Origin of the sequence: Paenibacillus sp. 453mf, assembly GCF_900116105.1 — a bacterium.
In the GTDB taxonomy this organism is placed as follows: Bacteria; Bacillota; Bacilli; order Paenibacillales; family Paenibacillaceae; genus Paenibacillus; species Paenibacillus provencensis.
The window spans coordinates 66,005-83,030 of record NZ_FPAC01000006.1; the positions used below are offsets into that span (position 1 = coordinate 66,005).

19 protein-coding genes are annotated in these 17,026 nt (G+C 41.3%); 18 read left to right on the plus strand and 1 reads right to left on the minus strand.

What is annotated here, in order from left to right; all coding sequences use genetic code 11:
* The first annotated feature begins 2 nt into the window (after nt 1–2).
* From BM415_RS19995 to BM415_RS20070, 18 genes are all read left to right on the plus strand, one after another.
* The gene (locus BM415_RS19995) at nt 3–464 is read left to right on the plus strand and encodes a hypothetical protein (protein WP_090727598.1); all 462 of its coding nucleotides are present in this window, start codon (nt 3–5) and stop codon (nt 462–464) included.
* Nucleotides 465–738: 274 nt separating this feature from the next.
* On the plus strand, nt 739–861 hold the full coding sequence (locus BM415_RS25855) for a hypothetical protein (RefSeq protein WP_256209940.1): 123 nt from the start codon (nt 739–741) through the stop codon (nt 859–861).
* Between the two features lie 393 nt (nt 862–1,254).
* Nucleotides 1,255–1,596 carry a hypothetical protein gene (locus BM415_RS20000; protein ID WP_090727600.1) on the plus strand — a complete coding sequence of 114 codons (342 nt, stop codon included), beginning with the start codon at nt 1,255–1,257 and terminating at the stop codon, nt 1,594–1,596.
* A gap of 10 nt (nt 1,597–1,606) precedes the next feature.
* Nucleotides 1,607–2,206: a hypothetical protein gene (locus BM415_RS20005; RefSeq protein ID WP_090727602.1), complete on the plus strand. Its 600-nt coding sequence runs from the start codon at nt 1,607–1,609 to the stop codon at nt 2,204–2,206.
* Complete coding sequence (locus tag BM415_RS20010) at nt 2,115–3,275, plus strand: hypothetical protein (RefSeq protein ID WP_139237034.1); 1,161 nt, start codon at nt 2,115–2,117, stop codon at nt 3,273–3,275. Before BM415_RS20005 ends, BM415_RS20010 begins: the two co-directional genes overlap by 92 nt.
* 26 nt (nt 3,276–3,301) lie before the next feature.
* Complete coding sequence (locus BM415_RS20015) at nt 3,302–3,922, plus strand: hypothetical protein (RefSeq protein ID WP_090727605.1); 621 nt, start codon at nt 3,302–3,304, stop codon at nt 3,920–3,922.
* A 2-nt stretch (nt 3,923–3,924) separates the two neighbouring features.
* A complete protein-coding gene (locus tag BM415_RS20020; protein WP_090727607.1) occupies nt 3,925–4,572 on the plus strand; it encodes a hypothetical protein in 648 nt (215 codons plus the stop codon).
* 54 nt (nt 4,573–4,626) lie between these two features.
* On the plus strand, nt 4,627–5,493 hold the full coding sequence (locus BM415_RS20025) for a ThiF family adenylyltransferase (RefSeq protein ID WP_090727608.1): 867 nt from the start codon (nt 4,627–4,629) through the stop codon (nt 5,491–5,493).
* Nucleotides 5,494–5,531: 38 nt separating this feature from the next.
* Complete coding sequence (locus BM415_RS20030) at nt 5,532–6,656, plus strand: hypothetical protein (protein ID WP_139237035.1); 1,125 nt, start codon at nt 5,532–5,534, stop codon at nt 6,654–6,656.
* A complete protein-coding gene (locus BM415_RS20035; protein ID WP_090727611.1) occupies nt 6,646–6,849 on the plus strand; it encodes a hypothetical protein in 204 nt (67 codons plus the stop codon). Before BM415_RS20030 ends, BM415_RS20035 begins: the two co-directional genes overlap by 11 nt.
* Before the next feature lie 741 nt (nt 6,850–7,590).
* On the plus strand, nt 7,591–7,827 hold the full coding sequence (locus BM415_RS20040; protein ID WP_090727613.1) for a hypothetical protein: 237 nt from the start codon (nt 7,591–7,593) through the stop codon (nt 7,825–7,827).
* Between the two features lie 514 nt (nt 7,828–8,341).
* Complete coding sequence (locus BM415_RS20045) at nt 8,342–9,781, plus strand: DNA cytosine methyltransferase (protein ID WP_090727614.1); 1,440 nt, start codon at nt 8,342–8,344, stop codon at nt 9,779–9,781.
* A gap of 80 nt (nt 9,782–9,861) precedes the next feature.
* Nucleotides 9,862–11,151, plus strand: coding sequence for a phosphoadenosine phosphosulfate reductase domain-containing protein (locus BM415_RS20050; protein WP_211753680.1), 1,290 nt, complete (start codon nt 9,862–9,864; stop codon nt 11,149–11,151).
* Nucleotides 11,152–11,609: 458 nt separating this feature from the next.
* Nucleotides 11,610–13,016, plus strand: a complete 1,407-nt coding sequence (locus tag BM415_RS20055; RefSeq protein WP_244533610.1) for a DNA cytosine methyltransferase — start codon at nt 11,610–11,612, stop codon at nt 13,014–13,016.
* Between the two features lie 482 nt (nt 13,017–13,498).
* A complete protein-coding gene (locus tag BM415_RS25230) occupies nt 13,499–13,648 on the plus strand; it encodes a hypothetical protein (RefSeq protein ID WP_170862570.1) in 150 nt (49 codons plus the stop codon).
* Nucleotides 13,649–13,730: 82 nt separating this feature from the next.
* Nucleotides 13,731–14,000, plus strand: a complete 270-nt coding sequence (locus tag BM415_RS20060; protein WP_090727617.1) for a hypothetical protein — start codon at nt 13,731–13,733, stop codon at nt 13,998–14,000.
* Complete coding sequence (locus BM415_RS20065) at nt 14,001–14,546, plus strand: adenine nucleotide alpha hydrolase family protein (protein WP_090727619.1); 546 nt, start codon at nt 14,001–14,003, stop codon at nt 14,544–14,546. It begins immediately after the preceding gene.
* Entirely contained in the window at nt 14,485–16,371 is a 1,887-nt protein-coding gene (locus tag BM415_RS20070) for an adenine nucleotide alpha hydrolase family protein (RefSeq protein WP_139237036.1), read from the plus strand. Before BM415_RS20065 ends, BM415_RS20070 begins: the two co-directional genes overlap by 62 nt.
* 51 nt (nt 16,372–16,422) lie before the next feature.
* Here the strand turns inward: BM415_RS20070 and BM415_RS20075 are convergent, their stop codons facing one another.
* Nucleotides 16,423–16,803 (minus strand): hypothetical protein, encoded by a 381-nt coding sequence (locus BM415_RS20075; RefSeq protein ID WP_090727621.1) that lies wholly within the window; start codon nt 16,801–16,803, stop codon nt 16,423–16,425.
* Nucleotides 16,804–17,026 lie beyond the last annotated feature (223 nt).

The following is a 17,026-nucleotide window of genomic DNA, read 5'->3' on the forward strand; positions in this document are numbered from 1 at the left end:
GAATGGTAGAATTGATCAGAAATAACAATAAAAATGAAGTGCTCGAAAGACGGAAGGATGATACCGAGTCGAAGTGCTGCGTCAGACACTGCACGATAAACATGCGCGAGATTTTGGGTAGATTTGACGATGGTACTTTCTCAGTGATCATGTGTCCCAATCATCAAATCATGTATGTCATTGGAATACTTAAGAATTCAGAAATGAACTTACTTCCGAGTAACTTAACCGACAAGAAAGTCTGCTCTTTATGTGAGGAGCAGGCGATCATATTCGCGGAAAACGATGCTACCTATGAGCTTTGCAGCTCGCATTTGAAAAAGCTGATCCGTAAGAACTTGCTACCTAATGAGTTCATGGTGTTATACGGTAGATACGGTAGTACCTTTCAACTGCACGAGGATTTTTACGATAATTACGGAGGGACGGTTCAGCCGGTGAAGTTTAAAGAGGAGAGGAACTGATAATATCGGTTCTTCTCTTTTTCTTTATCCTATGGTAAGATTATTTCATACCATTTTACTTCTTTACTCCATCCTCTAGCCAGGGCAGAAGAGGACATTCTGATTTTAATTCTAATTTCTTACCTACCCTTGGTATGCCTATAATTCTAAATAACGCTCGTTTACAGCGTCTAAATCATTAATTCTCTCTTGAGAAATAATCTTTGGGCATTGTAAAGGAGCGTTTTTTCTTGTTCCTACAACCCAAAATTCAATTACCAGGAGGCGGTCTTTTATGACAAGAGAAGCACATATCTTAACATCCAAATTGGCCCGTATGAAAGCACTTAAAAACCTTTACGTACACGGAGCCTTGACATTGAAAGATCCTAAAATTTCTGTAAACAATGCAAAGTGATTTTATATTTCTTCGATTATACGAAGGAAGTACAGACTTGCAACTCACAGTACTAAGATCATTATCTTGGTCAATACTCCATTGTGGTGTTTTTTAAAATCAGGGACTCCGGTTCCGATTCGGGCCTTGCTCAACTTGAGTAAGGTCTTTTTCTTTTAACTAATTTTATTTAATTAAGAAATATTCTTTTTGAGTATGAATTTTATTTGAAAAGATGGTATATAGGTTAGCGTTCTGGAAACAAGTTCAAACAAGTTCAATGCACTCCTCTTACGAGTGACTGATTGCATTTTTTGCAGGATCCCCAGTTATTGGATCTTAGTCATTGGTAAGGGCAGTGCATTTTTTTGTTGCCCTACAACCCTAATTTAATCCGAAAGGAGTGAAAACCGATTGAATCTCGACAAGTTTCACGAGGTGATTGAGAAGTCCGCCATCTCACCAGAAGTGGCGGATAGAAAAGAAGGTGTGATGGTCCCGTTGATGCATGTTTTCCACTGGGGAACATATAGGCATCAGAGGTTTGGAGATGTTGATTTTTCATCCTTCACCTATGACCAAGCTGTAATGGCTATGGAACAAGCTTTGTTTCTACGAACCGGGGATGAATCGGAGGAAAACGAAGCAGAGGAAAATCGCGAGAACCTAGTCGTTCAGGTCGCACGAATTGCGGATTTCAAGGACCGAGTCAAGGGGATACAATCCTCAATAAATCGCAAACGCAAGTTTGTTTAGGAGTGGTGTCATGGGCAGAAGTTGTGTGTACTATTCCGAGAACATCGATACTTATCATGTTGCTATGGATAACCTGGTCGTTGCGAAGCGCTTGTTTGATCTTGGCAAGAAACTGCCGGAGAACTATGTCTTTACAATGGATCGGGTGAGCGACCGTCATGATTCTTTTTTTCTTCAGGGTTTGGAAATCTTGACCGGCAGTGAAGCAGATATTTTGGAGGATTACGGCGATGACTACACCTTTCACATGGATCTTCCAGAAGTGACAAGGTGGATAGAAATCGAACGTATTCATCCTGAGGCAGCGGCCGATCGTGAGTGGATCTGGGAGCCTATTTCCGAAGAGAATTTGGATTGTGAATACACTGATGTTCACGTGGAGATGGAGATGTCCGAAACTGGACTCGCCTTTCATGTGATGGGTGTAGGCAGCTATTATCTGATCTTCGAGAGAATCTGCGATTGCTATTTTCGATTAAAGGAGAAAATCACCGAATGGGGAGCAAGGGAGGAGAACCATGTCCGAGTTAATTCAAAACGGAACAATCATTCAGATGCCCGAGAACGAAAAGGACAACACCAAGTTAGTACATGTCCTGCGGCGGGCTAATGGTTTAACCGTTTCTAATCGTCGTGTATTGATGGATGATTTGCTGAAGGGACTGTATGCAATGATGGAACCGAATGAATTGACGGCGCTTATTCTTGCGGAAGAGAAATTTTCCCTTCATCAAATTTTCGGCCCGATTCTAGAAGGGCAAAACCCAAAGGTCTTTTTTAAGTGTCTGGAGCTGGTCGTAAGTCGATGCAATTCTGAGGAGGACATGAGATACCTCTCGCTCGTGCTCAGAGCTTTGGCGGAGCGGTTTGACCTATCACAAGTGGAAGAGGGCAGCCTAAATAACCTGTTAATGCTACTCATAGGGAAAGTGGAACGCCTTTACGATGAAGATGTACTTCTCCAGCTTTTCAGTACGCTGCTGAAACAGTTGAACATAGCTGAAGGTCGTAAAGAGATCGTTGGCATTTTACTTCGGATGATCGCTGAACGGGCAAGGACCGAAAAGGATATTGATATAAAGCGGTGGTTTCAAGAACAAATCACCTCGTACATGCCGGTAACCAAGACGGTAACGACACCACTTTTGCCACCGGGAACGATCCTGTATCAAGAAGAAATAAGCGGCCGCAAAATTGTCGTACTCGAAGTGGAGAAGAGCAAACGGGACATTTTGTATTACAAGACTCCTTATGAGTCCGTAGGCCATCCTAAGCTCCTTTTTGAATTTGTGATTAGAGGAAAAGAAATCGAACAGTGCCGGATATTCGCTTTGAAGGATGGTCCTGTAAAAGCAAGCTCAAGACTATACCGATATCCATTCGGCAATGTCTTCCCTGATTTTCACGCTTGCTGGCCCCAGTTAAAAGAAATAGAGATAACGCAGCTTAGCCAATTAAGAAGGCTACCGGAATTATTCTTTAAAAGCTCGACTAATGATCATGCGTACAGAGGGAAGAACCTTCGTGAGTTGTATATTAGCTTGCAAGGTCAAGATTTTAACGAGGAAACCTTACTGGACACTCGGTTGACCGTCGCAGATCAGTTCGAGCTTCTTTCTATTGAGGATGAGATTGAGGAGTCTCAATCCACTGAAGAGCAGGAACTTAATAACCAATAACGCATATAAACGGAGGTTAACGAATCATGGGAAATACAAACTTAGGACAAGAAGCGAACGATGAGGTTGTAAATGCGGAAATCGAAGGTATGAGAGCCACTGTAAATGCTGCCATAGAGTTGAAACAAATTCATGGTGTCGAGCAGACATCTGCAGGCGAGAGTGATCAATCCTCTCCAGAATCAGACGATTCTGGTTACCGGATTGTTGACGAAGGGGGACAACTTTCCTTGTTCAGCTTCGACGCAATTACGTCGTCGAGTGATGGGCAGGACAAAAAGGATGCAGCAGGTTCCTGCGGCGCTGATACTGTTAAACAAGCGGATTCGAGGAAGAAGCATGGCCGTGGAGGAGCTAAATCAAAAACGCCTGTACAACAAGCTCCGAAAGAGCCGGAGTTGGAATCCGTAAAGCTCGGTGAATCTTGGAAGATTCACTACGCGGCGACCGTATTTGAAGTCGATGTGCTCTTCCAAGACGAGCTCAATAACGGAGTTGAATCGGTCACGCTCGAGGAGATCCGTTTGAAAATGGTTACAGAAGAGGATGCAGCAGAGCTGACACCATCGGGAACTAAATGGAGATATGACATCGACAATAAGCAACTCTTCCCCGATGCATGGGGGCAAGACAAAGGAGCTTGCTGATTATGCCTGGATTCTTCTGGAGGCTTCGGGAATTCTTCAATGCAGAGAAACGACAACCCAACAATTATATTGCTGGGGATGACGGTCGTATTTACTGCGTCCGTGACAGCAAACTTGGAAGATTGGTATTAAAGGCAAATCGAGTTCCAATGGTCGACACGGTAAAGGAAGGGTTTGAATTTGCCCTCCCCAAAATCCCCAGTGAAATGTTGAAGGTGGCGATCTCCTTCTTCCGAGCATATTGGAACGATGCTCATCAGTACGAAGCAATGGTCCGGATCGTTTACGATACAGTCGAAGAGAAGTATCTATTTGACTGTCCGGAGCAGTATGTGACGTGGGATCATGTGCATGCGCCAACCGTTGGGAAAGACTTTCCTGAGCCGCGCTATCTTGACGTGATGCACATTCATTCACATCATGTTTTGCCGGCCGGATTTTCATTAGTCGATGATGCAAACGAGCGGAAGTATCGCTTGTATGTAGTTGTCGGTAATATGAGGGCTAAGGAGCCGGATGTTAATCTCAGAGTGGGGCATGGAGGGGCGTATTTACAGCTTCCATTAAGTTATATCTTCGAAACCCCTGACCTAACAGCGACGTTGCCGTACCCGACAGAATGGGATCAGCGAGTAAAGCTGGTCAAATAGCACAGCAAGGAGGCTCGGATTCGAGTCTCCTTGTTCATTTGAGGTGATAAATCGATGAATGCAATTAACGTTAAAGAAAAAAATCACGTTCTGTTCCAAATCTGCGTAGTCGGAGCTGGCGGAAACGGGTCACATTTTGTTCGGACGTTGTTACAAACGATTTCAGGTTATCTGGCGGCCAATGAACGACCGCCGATCTCCTTCGATATTACCCTTATCGACGCAGATCGGGTGGAACAGAAGAATTTTCAACGGCAACTATTTGACCAAGATGACCTTGATGAATACAAGGTTGTTTCTCTGGTTGAGCGGTATGCCGATTATTATGGTCTTGAAGTGAAGGCCGTTACGGAATTCGTAACGAGTCTCGAAATGCTCGCGAACTTATTTGGTTCTGGTGATCTTAATATCGGGCCTAATGTACAAGTAGTTCCGATATTAGTCGGCCTTGTCGACAACAACAAGACGCGGCAGCTATTTGACGAGTTTTTTCACTCTGACCTGATTGAAGATTTGATTTGGATTGATGCAGGCATTGAAGGGATTATGCTTTTTGACGATCCGTCGCCGGCAGAACTCCAGATGATCGAATTTAGCGGATTTGGCGGCCAGGTCGTATGCGGTTATAAGTTCCGTGGCGAAACCATTTTGGAACCAGTGACGAGGGTCTATCCCAACATCTTAGGGGATGAGAAGACTGAATTCCCTGGTCAGTCTTGCGGCGATACAATCTTAAACAATCCGCAACGACTTCAGACGAATCAGATGGCTGCCCAGCTCACAATGACCTTATTGAATAACCTGATGGACAAGCAGAATATCTACTTTCATAAGATTAACTTTAATGCTCAGTTTGCCCAATCCAAATCTACCTTTATTCAAAAGGATATCGTAGAGAAGTTCGAGGCGCTGCGCAAATGATTTTTAATATATCCGTTCATGGAAAGGAACTGGTGTCTTTGAGCGAAAATACTTACTTATCATATTTGGAAGCAATGAGAAAAACCATGGATGACAAGCTAATTCCTATGAGAAGGAATTACGTGTATCACCTAGAGCAAATGAACGGATCCAGCTGGTTTTTAGTTGCCATCCTTCGTTCATTGTTTGATTTCAGGGGGTATAAAGAGGTACGTCCGGATGAGATTGGTCTATTTAAGCTTATTAAATCTTCTGCAGTTATAACGTATTTAGGCTTTGCTGCTTACGGTGGAATAGGATATCTCTTTACTTTTGATTATACCAATATCGCAACATGGATTATTCCATTGTTGTGGTTGGCATTAAGGGTTTATTTGAATATAAAAGATATGGCTACTATTGGCCACCCACGATTTGATATTCGAACATACAAGTTTAAAAATAAAGAGGAGTTTGAAATCTTCTCCTCATTCCTGCAGAATAAGGATTTTACATACGATGGTCTTTATTCTTGGATACGCGATGAACTCATTATCAATGCGACGAGACGAGGGAACGAAATTTCTGAAATCCGGCAAGCATTCGAATCAAGTTCAGCTGAACTTATGGTTAAAATTGAAGAATTGTCTACTTATCAAGAAGAAAACGAACTGTTAAACGTAGTTCTTGATAGGCTCGCGAAGTTTAGTCAGCAGACCTTAACGGTATATAAGTTTGCTATAAGCGAGCTTTACAGGTTGTTAAAGGAAGAAGGGTTGTTTAACCCCTTCGACCTCAGAATCTGTTCTGACTTTTCTTTATTTGAATTACGAGGAGATACGTTGTACCGGCTCTATGAGCAAGGAAACTCAACAACCCCAATGCGAATTCCCATTAATGAACCGAAATACAGTACATGGGCAGCAGTAAGAGTTGTAAGAAATCAAACTTTCAGGGAGTACTCCGATCTGGACATCAAAGGCGAAGGAAGATTTGTGGACTCTTATCGTTTTGTGATAAAGGGTAGAGTATTTGTATATAGTTTCCACTTCAATAATGAGTCACGTGATCTTCGAAATATGATCGAATCACGTGAGATGTATCGTTTGGTACAAGGTATCCTGCTGCACTTGGAGGAGCGTGGAATGTTGCTCAACGAGGAGGAGAAGCAGAATGTTATCTGAAGGTGGATTAAGGAAACATGAAGATATAATTCGCGATATCCTTGGCGAATGCACTTGCAGAAATTGCTGCAATGGAGACCACGAAAAAGAAAGTCACAAATTAAGTGATGCTAAGAAAATCCTCACAAACCAAGGGCTCCTTATTAACCGGTTGAAGTCAATTGAGGCGGAAATTAAGGCTCCTCAATCGTAAACATTAAATAGCATTTTCCAAAAGAGCGGAATCAAAACAAACCTTTATACCGCTCTTTTCCTTTTTCTATTCTGTAGTGTATAATGACCTTATTAGATTTGTCTGAAGGGTTGTGATTGCAGTGGGGAAAGGAAAAAACCTAGTCTTTTTAGACACGAAGCGGTTTACTGTATCGGAGCTACCTTCATTGGAGAGTAAATTAATTGATTTGCTTGCTGAGAGAAAACAATTTCAAGATCATTTAAGAACTAAAAGAGAAAGATTAAAAAACCGTTAACCCAGCGACTAAACCTGGAGCTAGCGGTTTTATTCATGTATCCCTTATTTCGGACAAATTTTACTCACTCAGTTGAATTGGTTGAGATTATGCTACTATCCAAGATACCAAAACGGTGGTAATATTTAGCTATACCTTCAATTGTGCTGTTTTCTCTTGTCCCGGCATGCGCTAGGATAATTCTAATTCACTCAATGCGCTTTATCTTAAAGCGACCAATCTGTCTTTTGATGGAATTCTTTTTGGTCTATTAAGATAATGCGCTTTTTGCTTTTGTCTAGTTAAAAATCCAGTAACTAACTTATTGGATCTGGCCATTGAAGGAGGCTGTATAGCTAGCCTGTGTCAGACAAGTGAGGATTTTTCAGCTGCAAATTTGGCCTCGCTTAGGAAGAGAGATATCAAGTTTCTCTAATGATTTGTTGAGATAGACAAAATTTAATTAAAAGGAGAGAAAATAGAAGATGGAAAAACAAACGATTTTTGTTAGTGAAATGCCGGGCTCTAATCTGGTTTTGTTTCATGTAGTAGGGAGTCGGAGTTCAGACGTAATTACTAAAACTGAGGCATTCAACCGTGGGGTTACAGAAATTAGAAAAGGGAATCTGCTATCCGGACCAGCTGCAATCTTAAATGAAATTCGATTAAAAGGACAAACAGAACTTGAATTTGACCTCGGACAAGCTGCATCATCAATCTGATAAAATAAATAAAATTAAGGAATCAAGAAAGACGTTAGCCTAACTCCAGGTTCTTTGTTTTTTATCCGGAGGGGAGATACAGGTTTACAAGCAAGTATTCCCTTCACCAATAGCAGATCACTAAAATGATAGAATATGAGATGATGCCTAATTTACTTTTTCTAAATTTCAAGTCTAGCCATGCGGCAGGACTTGTTCTAAAGCAAAATGCGCTTATTTATTAAGTGACCAAGATGTGTCTTATGACATCAATTCTGGGGTCTTTCTAAATAAGCGCTTTTTTTGTCTTTATAAATTCTTAGAGAAGTGAACATGTTTTACTGCTAAGCAGATTAATGATGTGAGAGTGCCTGGCTCGAACCAAGCGGTGGTCAGTTTTGCGTTTGAGTTGGTTATGCTAGGCCATTGATCATTCCAGTTAAGTTCTGGATTACTCGAATACATCTTCTGATGAATAAGGCGACTACCTATCGGGGTCGTTTGTTTTTAATACAAAAGAATGGGGATTTGAGCCATGGAAGCATGTAGACAGAATGACCTGAAAGTGAAGTTGATTCGCAATATTCGGACCAGTGAAAAAGCAGGGAACACATGGATCTTCCTAGAACCAACCGTGCTGGAGGCAGGGAACTTTAATGTGGGTGACGGGGTCCATATGACGATTGAACGGGACGCTTTAATCTTTACGAAGACGGATGACAAGACTCACATAATCTCGAAGCGAAAACGAGCGGGATGGAAGAGGGAACGTCCGTTAATGGATAAATGCAATCGAGAAATTAGTGCTGTTATCAAAGCAAGGGAACAAATCGATATCTTGGTTTCTGAAGGCATGCTGGTCATTAGGCATTCTCGCAGTTTTGACCTAGCTTATATCCGTACTCCAATGCTGATGGGGTCTGAACAAAAGAAAATTCGAACACTTTCGGTGCCGGGAGGAGCAGGTGTGGGCCTTGCCTGTCTTGTGGATCTAGGAGCATATGGCCCAGTTGGATCGCTTGATGTTTGGGCTGAAGCCATAGACGTATATCGTCACAATTTCAGAAACAGCTTATCTTTGTTCACTGATCTCAGGAACATTCATAGTAGCCTAATCCCGGAGTCCGATCTTGTATTTCTTTCCCCTGAGTGCGTTGAGTTTAGTATGCTTGGTACTCGTAAGGAGGACATCTCGACTGCCTTAAGTCCTCATTACGCTAGGATCGTTTATGCATCTGGAGCAGATTATGTATTGATCGAACAAGTCGTGCCGTATTATAAGTCCCGAGCGTTTGAGCAACTTAATTCTTTGCTGAGCATTAAGTTTCCATATACCACAGGTCCTGTCATGATTGACGCCTACGATATGGGAAGCGTTGCTGGCCGACGTAGAGGGTACTGCGTATACAGCACTCGATCGCTGGATAGTTTTAAGATGCCGACACCACCGAAAATCCCTGAACATCGTCGTCCTACGCTAAAACAGGTACTAAAAGGGTTTAACGTTGAGCAAGGAAATTGGAAACCAATTAAAGGAACTGTGATGGAGGGATTACTAAATAAGAAAGGTAACAATAATTTTCGTGCTGAGTCGAATCATACCCTTGTCACTCTCGATAGTACTAGGTTAGCGGCCTTTGTTACTTCGTACCGTAAGGTACAAGTAACAAGCTCATATTTAACGCACCCTGATAATCCATTGTGGTGGAGAATTTTCGAACCGCATGAAATTTCTAGGATCATGGGTATTCCTGATTGGTTTGAATTTGATGATGAAATTTCCAGTGATGCGACCAAAACAAAACTGCTTGGTCAAAGTTGTGACGGTAATGTCCTCCGCTCGATTGGTACTGAACTGGCTACTTATATAATGGGCAACTGGCTAAGAGATAGGTTAAATAGTGATAGACTAGATAATACATTATTTCACAAACCAAAGTTTGTAGAAGAAAAAGGACAGTTAAGCTTGTTCTAAATATTGATAAATAATGATTTGTAAAGGGAATGACAGATTTTTTGTCACTCCCTTTATTATTTATAAGGAGAGTGGGTTAATTGGAAAATGGACAACTTACGCTATCATTTGAAACAGAGAATGTTGAAATTAAGGTAGAGCGGGAAATCGATATAATACGTGATCGTGACTGCACAATTAACACACCAGTTAATCATGGTAACAAACCACTTCCTATCTACGGAAATAGGATTTCGATAATCCCTACATTACCAGGTCGTACCGATACACCGCACATGCGAAAGCATTACTTAGAAAAAACGGATCCATTGGAAACGTATGATCTATTTTTTGTATTATTTTCGGGAGGGAAAGATTCTGTAGCAGCGGCATTAAATTTACTTGAACTAGGTGTGCCTCCTAAGAAAATTATTCTTCTCCATCACGATATTGATGGAAATTCAAAGAGGAAAATGGACTGGCCGGTAACAAAAAATTACTGCAGAGCATTTGCAGAGGCATTCGGTCTAGAGATTAGATTTTCATTCCGTGAGGGAGGATTCTGGGGGGAGGTTTATCGTTATGGATCTAAACAACCTGTTCAGTTTCAAGACGCTGATGGTTCAATGAGACGGATTGAACCTTCAGCGTGGACCAGGAGTTTGGAACTAAAAAGACTAATGGATCAAGCTGAAGCAGAAGATAATCTGGAGTTATACAAGTTATACGAAGAAGAACTTCGTAGTTATGGATATCGATTCAAATTTCCAGCAAAAGGAGCAAACCTTCAGACAAGGTATTGCAGCGGCATCCTGAAAATTGAAGTAGGTTGTGTAGCCATCACTCACCAAGTTGACACTAAGCGAGATTGCAAGATTATGGTTGTAAGTGGTGAGAGGAGAGGTGAAAGTACTAACCGATCCAAATATAATATGATGGAGCTCCATAGAACCCACGCACCTATTCGTAATAAGCGTGTTGTTCACCACTTCAGAAGTATAATTGATTTTTCCGAGAAAGATGTGTGGGAAGTACTTCGAAGAAATAGAGTAGTCCCACATCCATGCTACACGGTAGGGTGGGGTAGAGCTTCGTGTGCTTGCTGTATATTTAGTTCGCCTTCGCATTTTGCTGGTATCAAGGATATTCTCCCTGATTACTACCAGAATCTACGTCTAGCAGAGCAAGAGCTTCAGTTTACATTAGACAACAACAAGTCGATCGATGAATTCGTTGGTGACGCGGAAAGCTGCGTTGTTCACTCTGAGAAGAAAGCGATCCATCAGCTGCTTACGGGAGAAATTAAAGCCCAAGATATCATTCTCCCTCTTGATGCAGAATGGAATTACCCTGCAGGTGCTTTCCGGCATGGGATCGGTGGTCCTTGCTAATCTAATTTTCAAAGAGGCTCTCTTTAACAAGAGGGCTTCTTCTGTATACTTAACTTTTGAAGGGAAGGATGGTATGATAAGAAACATACCTTGCTATTCTCTATGTTCTACTATGTCCAGTCATGCGACCTATGGACTTATTCTATCTGCGAATGACGCTTAATTACAGCGTATCAATCTTCAATGGGGCAGTCTGCTCAATTAGATTGGTGATCTGTGATTAGGCGTTATTTTTTTGCCTAAACAACCCAATATAATCCAATTAAGGAGAGTGAATTATCTGATGAGACAGTCGGTAAGAACCAATGAGCGATAAATAATCTACTAAGATAATTAATTGAAGAGAATGGTTCTAATTTTGATTAAAGGGAGGAAGACCATGGAGGATAATTACTCCATGGTTGTCTATAATGAAAATTAAGGAAAACATTAAACTTATCCTTCAGAAGGTTTATCAAGTGAGTAAAAAGAAAGAGACGCCCCGCATATGGCTACAGCATCTAGTATGTGAAGCCAGCGGCTTCGTTCCTGGGGAAGAACTTCACATTCGGATGGATGAAGAAGCTAAGGAAATCTTGATTCAAAACCGGGAGTTTGAGGATGCCGATGAACACGATGTACATCAAGTGCACGTTTCTTCACGTGTAAATAAGACCAGTGGGGCACTTCGACCTCTTGTTGATTCAGCGAGAGAATCATATGCATCGATTATCTCCGTGCAAGACAAAGTAGAGATCTGTGTTTATAGTCTTGGAGATTACTCGCGAGTCGTGGTTCGCCCATTGCGTTTTAGACTGTTCAATACTGAGACTTTAGATGTACCAAGTGATGAGCGCATTCGGTTGCTATCTATAGCAGCTGGCTGTGGAATTGGGACAGTTTACTTCCGGGACTCAAATTATTTTTCCCCAGTCATGGAGATAGAGTTAGAGGAAGATTCTGCAGAAAACCTGAAGCTGAACTATCCTAATTCATTCCTTTTTAACGGGGACATTCGTGATTGCAACGTAGTTGCAAAGGCGGATGTGGCATTGGTGAGTTTACCATGCAATCAGCACAGCTCATTAGGAGAAGGAGAACAGGGGGTATTTCAGAATCTAGCTTTGGCTACTAGTAAAATTATTAAGGCTGCAGAACCGAAAATCGTATTTTTTGAGAACGTTCCTGAATATTATAAGACTCGATCTTATACTGATCTGCAGGAACTTATTCTTTCCGATTTTCCATTTTGGGTTGGGCCAGTAAAACTAGAAAGTCATGACTTTGGATCAATCGCCAAACGTGAGAGAAGTTATTCTATTGCATTTCGTCATCAAGACGATATGTTAGAATTCCGTGTTCCGACTCCTCCCAAAAAGGTGAGGAAGAAGAAACTTAAGGAGTTCCTCGACCCGAAAGGGACGGAGCATGAGTGGAAATCGCTCGACAAATGGTTCGCCTTTTTCAATTCGAAAAAAGAGAAGAATAATGCATGGGCAGATAGGTCGACTGAACTTACATTCGTTGATGAAAATAGTACAGTATTGCAATGTATTCCAAAACGTTATCGATCCCATAGCGCGAGCAATTCTTACGTGTTACATCCAGATAAGAATCAATGGAGGTTCTTATCTATCAACGAATTGCGCCGAATTTTCGGTATACCAGAAGATTTTCAATTCTCTGTCCATACTCCTGTTTGGAGGATATACGAACAAATTGGACAGTCCGCTTGCGGAAGAGTCTTTCGGGCCTTCGCTAATGAAATTGCAACTGTGTTCTTTAAATCTATGTTCAAGAAGCCGGCGGATAAGAAGGAGGCAGTTGATACTAGTATGCCCTTATCCATGGATTCTGACGGCCAATTACACTTGCTTATGATGTAAAAAGTCAAATCGCTAGATATATTATAGGGGGACCTGCAGATCGCACGGCCCCCCTTTTTGTTTTCAATATTGTTAGCAAGTGTTATAATATCAACATATCTTTGTTTTCTTATTTGCTGCATACATACCCCTATCTTGGGAATAAGGGGAATTTTAATTATCGGAATGCGCTTATTCAGCGATCAATACTTATCAGGGGAGATCTATGCCCTTTAATAAGATCGATTGCTCGATGGCGCTTTTTTTGTTCTTAAAGTGCGTTTATCAGAAGCAACTAAAGGATGGTTACTCATTACCTTAGTTATTTGTGATAGACGCATTTTTGCGTCTTACAACCCAAATTGTTACGAGAGGAGATATGAACATTGATATGAGAAAACCTTATATTATTGACCAGATTTAATGGTGAGTTCTGATATCGTAATGTAATTATGAAGGCGGCAGACGCTTGTAAAAGAGAATAACTCATGGAGGTATACAAGATGATACAAATCGCTATTTCAGAGAATGGAAAATATTTTGTTGATGAATTGATTCATTTGGAAAATGATGAATCCCTTCCGGAAACTGTAAACAACTCGGTAGCAGGCATAGAAATTGATCCTGCATATCAACTTACATTTGATTTCTAATAACGCGGTGCGGTAAAGGTCTGGAGAAAAACAACCCTCCAGGCCTTTTTTATTAACGACTACTAGAGAGGAGAAATTTGATATGAACAAAGTAGCTATTTTGTTTCATGATCCAAATTTAGGTATTTCGGTTGAAGAGGCTTTGGAGGCAGTCAACATTAGTTATTCGATAGAGAAGACACCGGTTGAATTATTTGAAATTGACCCGTTTTATTGTAAAACACACATCTTGGCCGAAATTTCGATTGAGCACTTGGACCAATTAAGAGTAGCCAATCGACTAATCATTGCGGGAACTTATATTGTCTCTTCGAACGGCAGATACGAAGTTGTTTTGAAAGAGGTGATATAAATGGCACAGCTAACTCTTTTTTCAGAATGGGAAGCTAAAGACAACATTCCTGATCTTCCAAAGGATTCGATTGTCCGGCCTTCGTTTAAAGAAGTCGGGGATGAGGTACGAGTTGTAATCGAGCGAATTAAAGTTGCATATTTGGATATCACAAACACTCGGCCATGGGTAATTGCATCCTCAATGGGAAAAGATTCAACCTTCCTGTGCTTGTGCATCTGGATCGCTCTCTCAGAGATCCCTTCGGAACAAAGGTTGAGGCAAGTTCATATCATTAGCAGCGATACAGGACTCGAAAACCCTGGTCTTAAATCTTTTGTACATGAATCTATTGAGAAAATGAAGACAAGCGCTGCTGCTCAGGGGTTGGATTGTCTGCAAGCTCACATCGTAATGCCGGATCAGAAAAATCGGTTTGCAGCAAAGGTCATTGGTAACGGCTTACCGCTTTCCACGCCTGCTAGCCCATTTCGCTGGTGTACTGATGCGTTTAAGATCAGTCCAACCGAGGTTTTTTATCAAAGGTCTGCTTGCGGAACATGGTGAAGTTGTGATCTTTACCGGAGTGCGGATAGATGAATCTGCCAAAAGGGCATCATCTATCAGGAAAAACGGTGCAGATGAGTTCATCTTCCAAAAATACCGCACTAAGAAAGATAAGGAGAAAAATGAAGAGAGAAAGCCGATGAAGGGGCGGTTTGAATGTCACCCAATTAAGGACATCTCGGACGAGGTATTATGGGATACTCTTATGAGTTGTAGCCCTCGTTTTCCCTGGGGTACCCGTTTTCTTCAGCTCTATTCACTGTACAAAGACAGTGGGGAATGCCCAATGCAGATCGGTGAAATTAAGCAGAGCTGCGGTACTTCAAGAAATGGTTGCATAATTTGTCTCTTTGTCAAAGATGATAAAATGTTGAAATATTTCCTCGACCGTGGAGAAAAGTGGGCAGAACCAATCCTTAAACTCCGTACAATCATGAGACATATGCTTTATGATGCGAATTTCCGTGAGCCGATCCGCAAGTCAAGGTTAAAAATTCTCGATACTGTTAATCCATTTTTGGATAATGATGAAGAGAATGGTCAACTTATGATCTTTGATCTTGAGTCTAAAGATTTGAACGACGAGGAAGCAGCTCCATATGAACCTCTCTGTACTGGAGGAATACCGGCTAATCCTGACCTTGCTTTAGCTAGTTTCTCACTCCAAGGGAGGATATTTCTCTTAAAAAATGTCCTTCACTATCAGAAGGAAGCAGATCTTGAGATAGTAAGTAAAGAGGATATTGAATACATTAAAAGTGTGTGGAAACTAGAAATGGGATGGGAAGAGAACGAACTTGACCTCACACCAGAACCTATTCCTTATTATGGTGCATTGGTTTTGAATAAGGAATACCAGTTAAATGAAAATGAAACGACCATTCCGAATTTAGTTGTTGATCCTCGCTATTACGCTATTGAGGAGGCAATTTTGAACCAGTCAAGGGAATGTTCAAAACTGGAACTCGATGCCACCAAGCTTGTCAATCTACGTGTGCTTAATCAGCAAGGGGAATTAGTGAAGGAGAAACTCAATTTTATTTACTACATCACAACCGACTTTGGTGGTGGTGAAAGAGAGATTTATGAGGTGCTAAATCGTGCCAAGAAGGTTACAGGCGAGAATATACCGTATTTTTGGAATCCCATCAAGTCTAATGAGTTTGGTAGGAATGTCTTCTGGAATAATGTAACCTTTGTAGTATCACGAGGAGAGATTAGATCCTTAGAAGCGGCAAGAGCTTTTGTAAACGATTATATCGACGCCGGTACTATTAAGACACCTGTAGAAGCTTACAGTTTGGAAAGACATTATTGGCAGATCATTAGTGGGAAAACGCCATTTGAAGCCAAGAGAGTGTTGCTTAAAGCTGGGTTTCATTCCAATCAAGTGCCGCAAAGTATAAAGGAATATACCGGTGTCTTGGAATCTGAATTGGAAGTAGCTAATGCCATTAAAGCCTCAATAGGTGATGGATTCTCTTATATGACACCAGAGAGAGCTCGAGAAGTATGCCTTTCTACTCCATGCTGGGATGAAGTGTTCTGGACCTTACTTTATGATCTTCGCACCCCTGCAGCAGTGAAAAACTTCTTGATAGAGAAGGGATATGTACCCGAGGTCATTCCGGAGTCAATAAAATTCTATTCAGATATTTCTGATCATGAGCTATACTTCGGCAATAAAGTGCGGATCCACGGATTGAATGAAGTGGTAGCATCATTACTTTTTATTCCAGATCAACATCACAAGTTGCCTGAATTCATAAAAAAAGCGATGGATAAACTACTACTTAGCGATCTCTGTGAGCAGCCGCAGTATTAGGCAAATGAATAAAAAAGGTGCAGCCCCTTAGGGATGCACCTTTTTACTGTTTTAGGGCAAAAAGTATACTCTCGTTCCTTGGCAGTGTGCAAAAGAGGCGAACTCGAGAAGTTTTCCGGTATTCTCTTGAATAAACTTTTCAGTTTTAAATGGATTGTAATACCCTATGTCGTAATAGTCTTTTTTATCATCTTCCGCAGATATAAACTCTCCTTCAACGTAGGCATGAACAGTTCTAATACCTGTTTTAATGACTCTGGCATGGCCGGGTGCAGATACGACGAACCGAGCGTTTGTTAATGTGACACTCATGCAATACCCAACTACGAGTCTGGTCTTCTTGTCACGTATAGAAAAACAGTCTCTATTAAGGTTTCGGTAAACCTGAACAACTTGTCCTTTAAAGAGCTCTCTATCATTAACAGGTGTCATCAAGCAATCACCTTTCTTGTAGTAGTTTTACTTCATAATATGTGCTAATTAAATATAGGAGAAATTTGGAGAGGCATTACTTGCTTATATCCTTCTTTTTATTTACAATGAATGCATACCCTATTCTTACCTAATTCATTACCTCTGAGCATGCGCTGAAAGAGGAATTCTATCAGGCTTCACTAATGGTAATGTTAAACAGGGATAATATGTCTAAATTCGC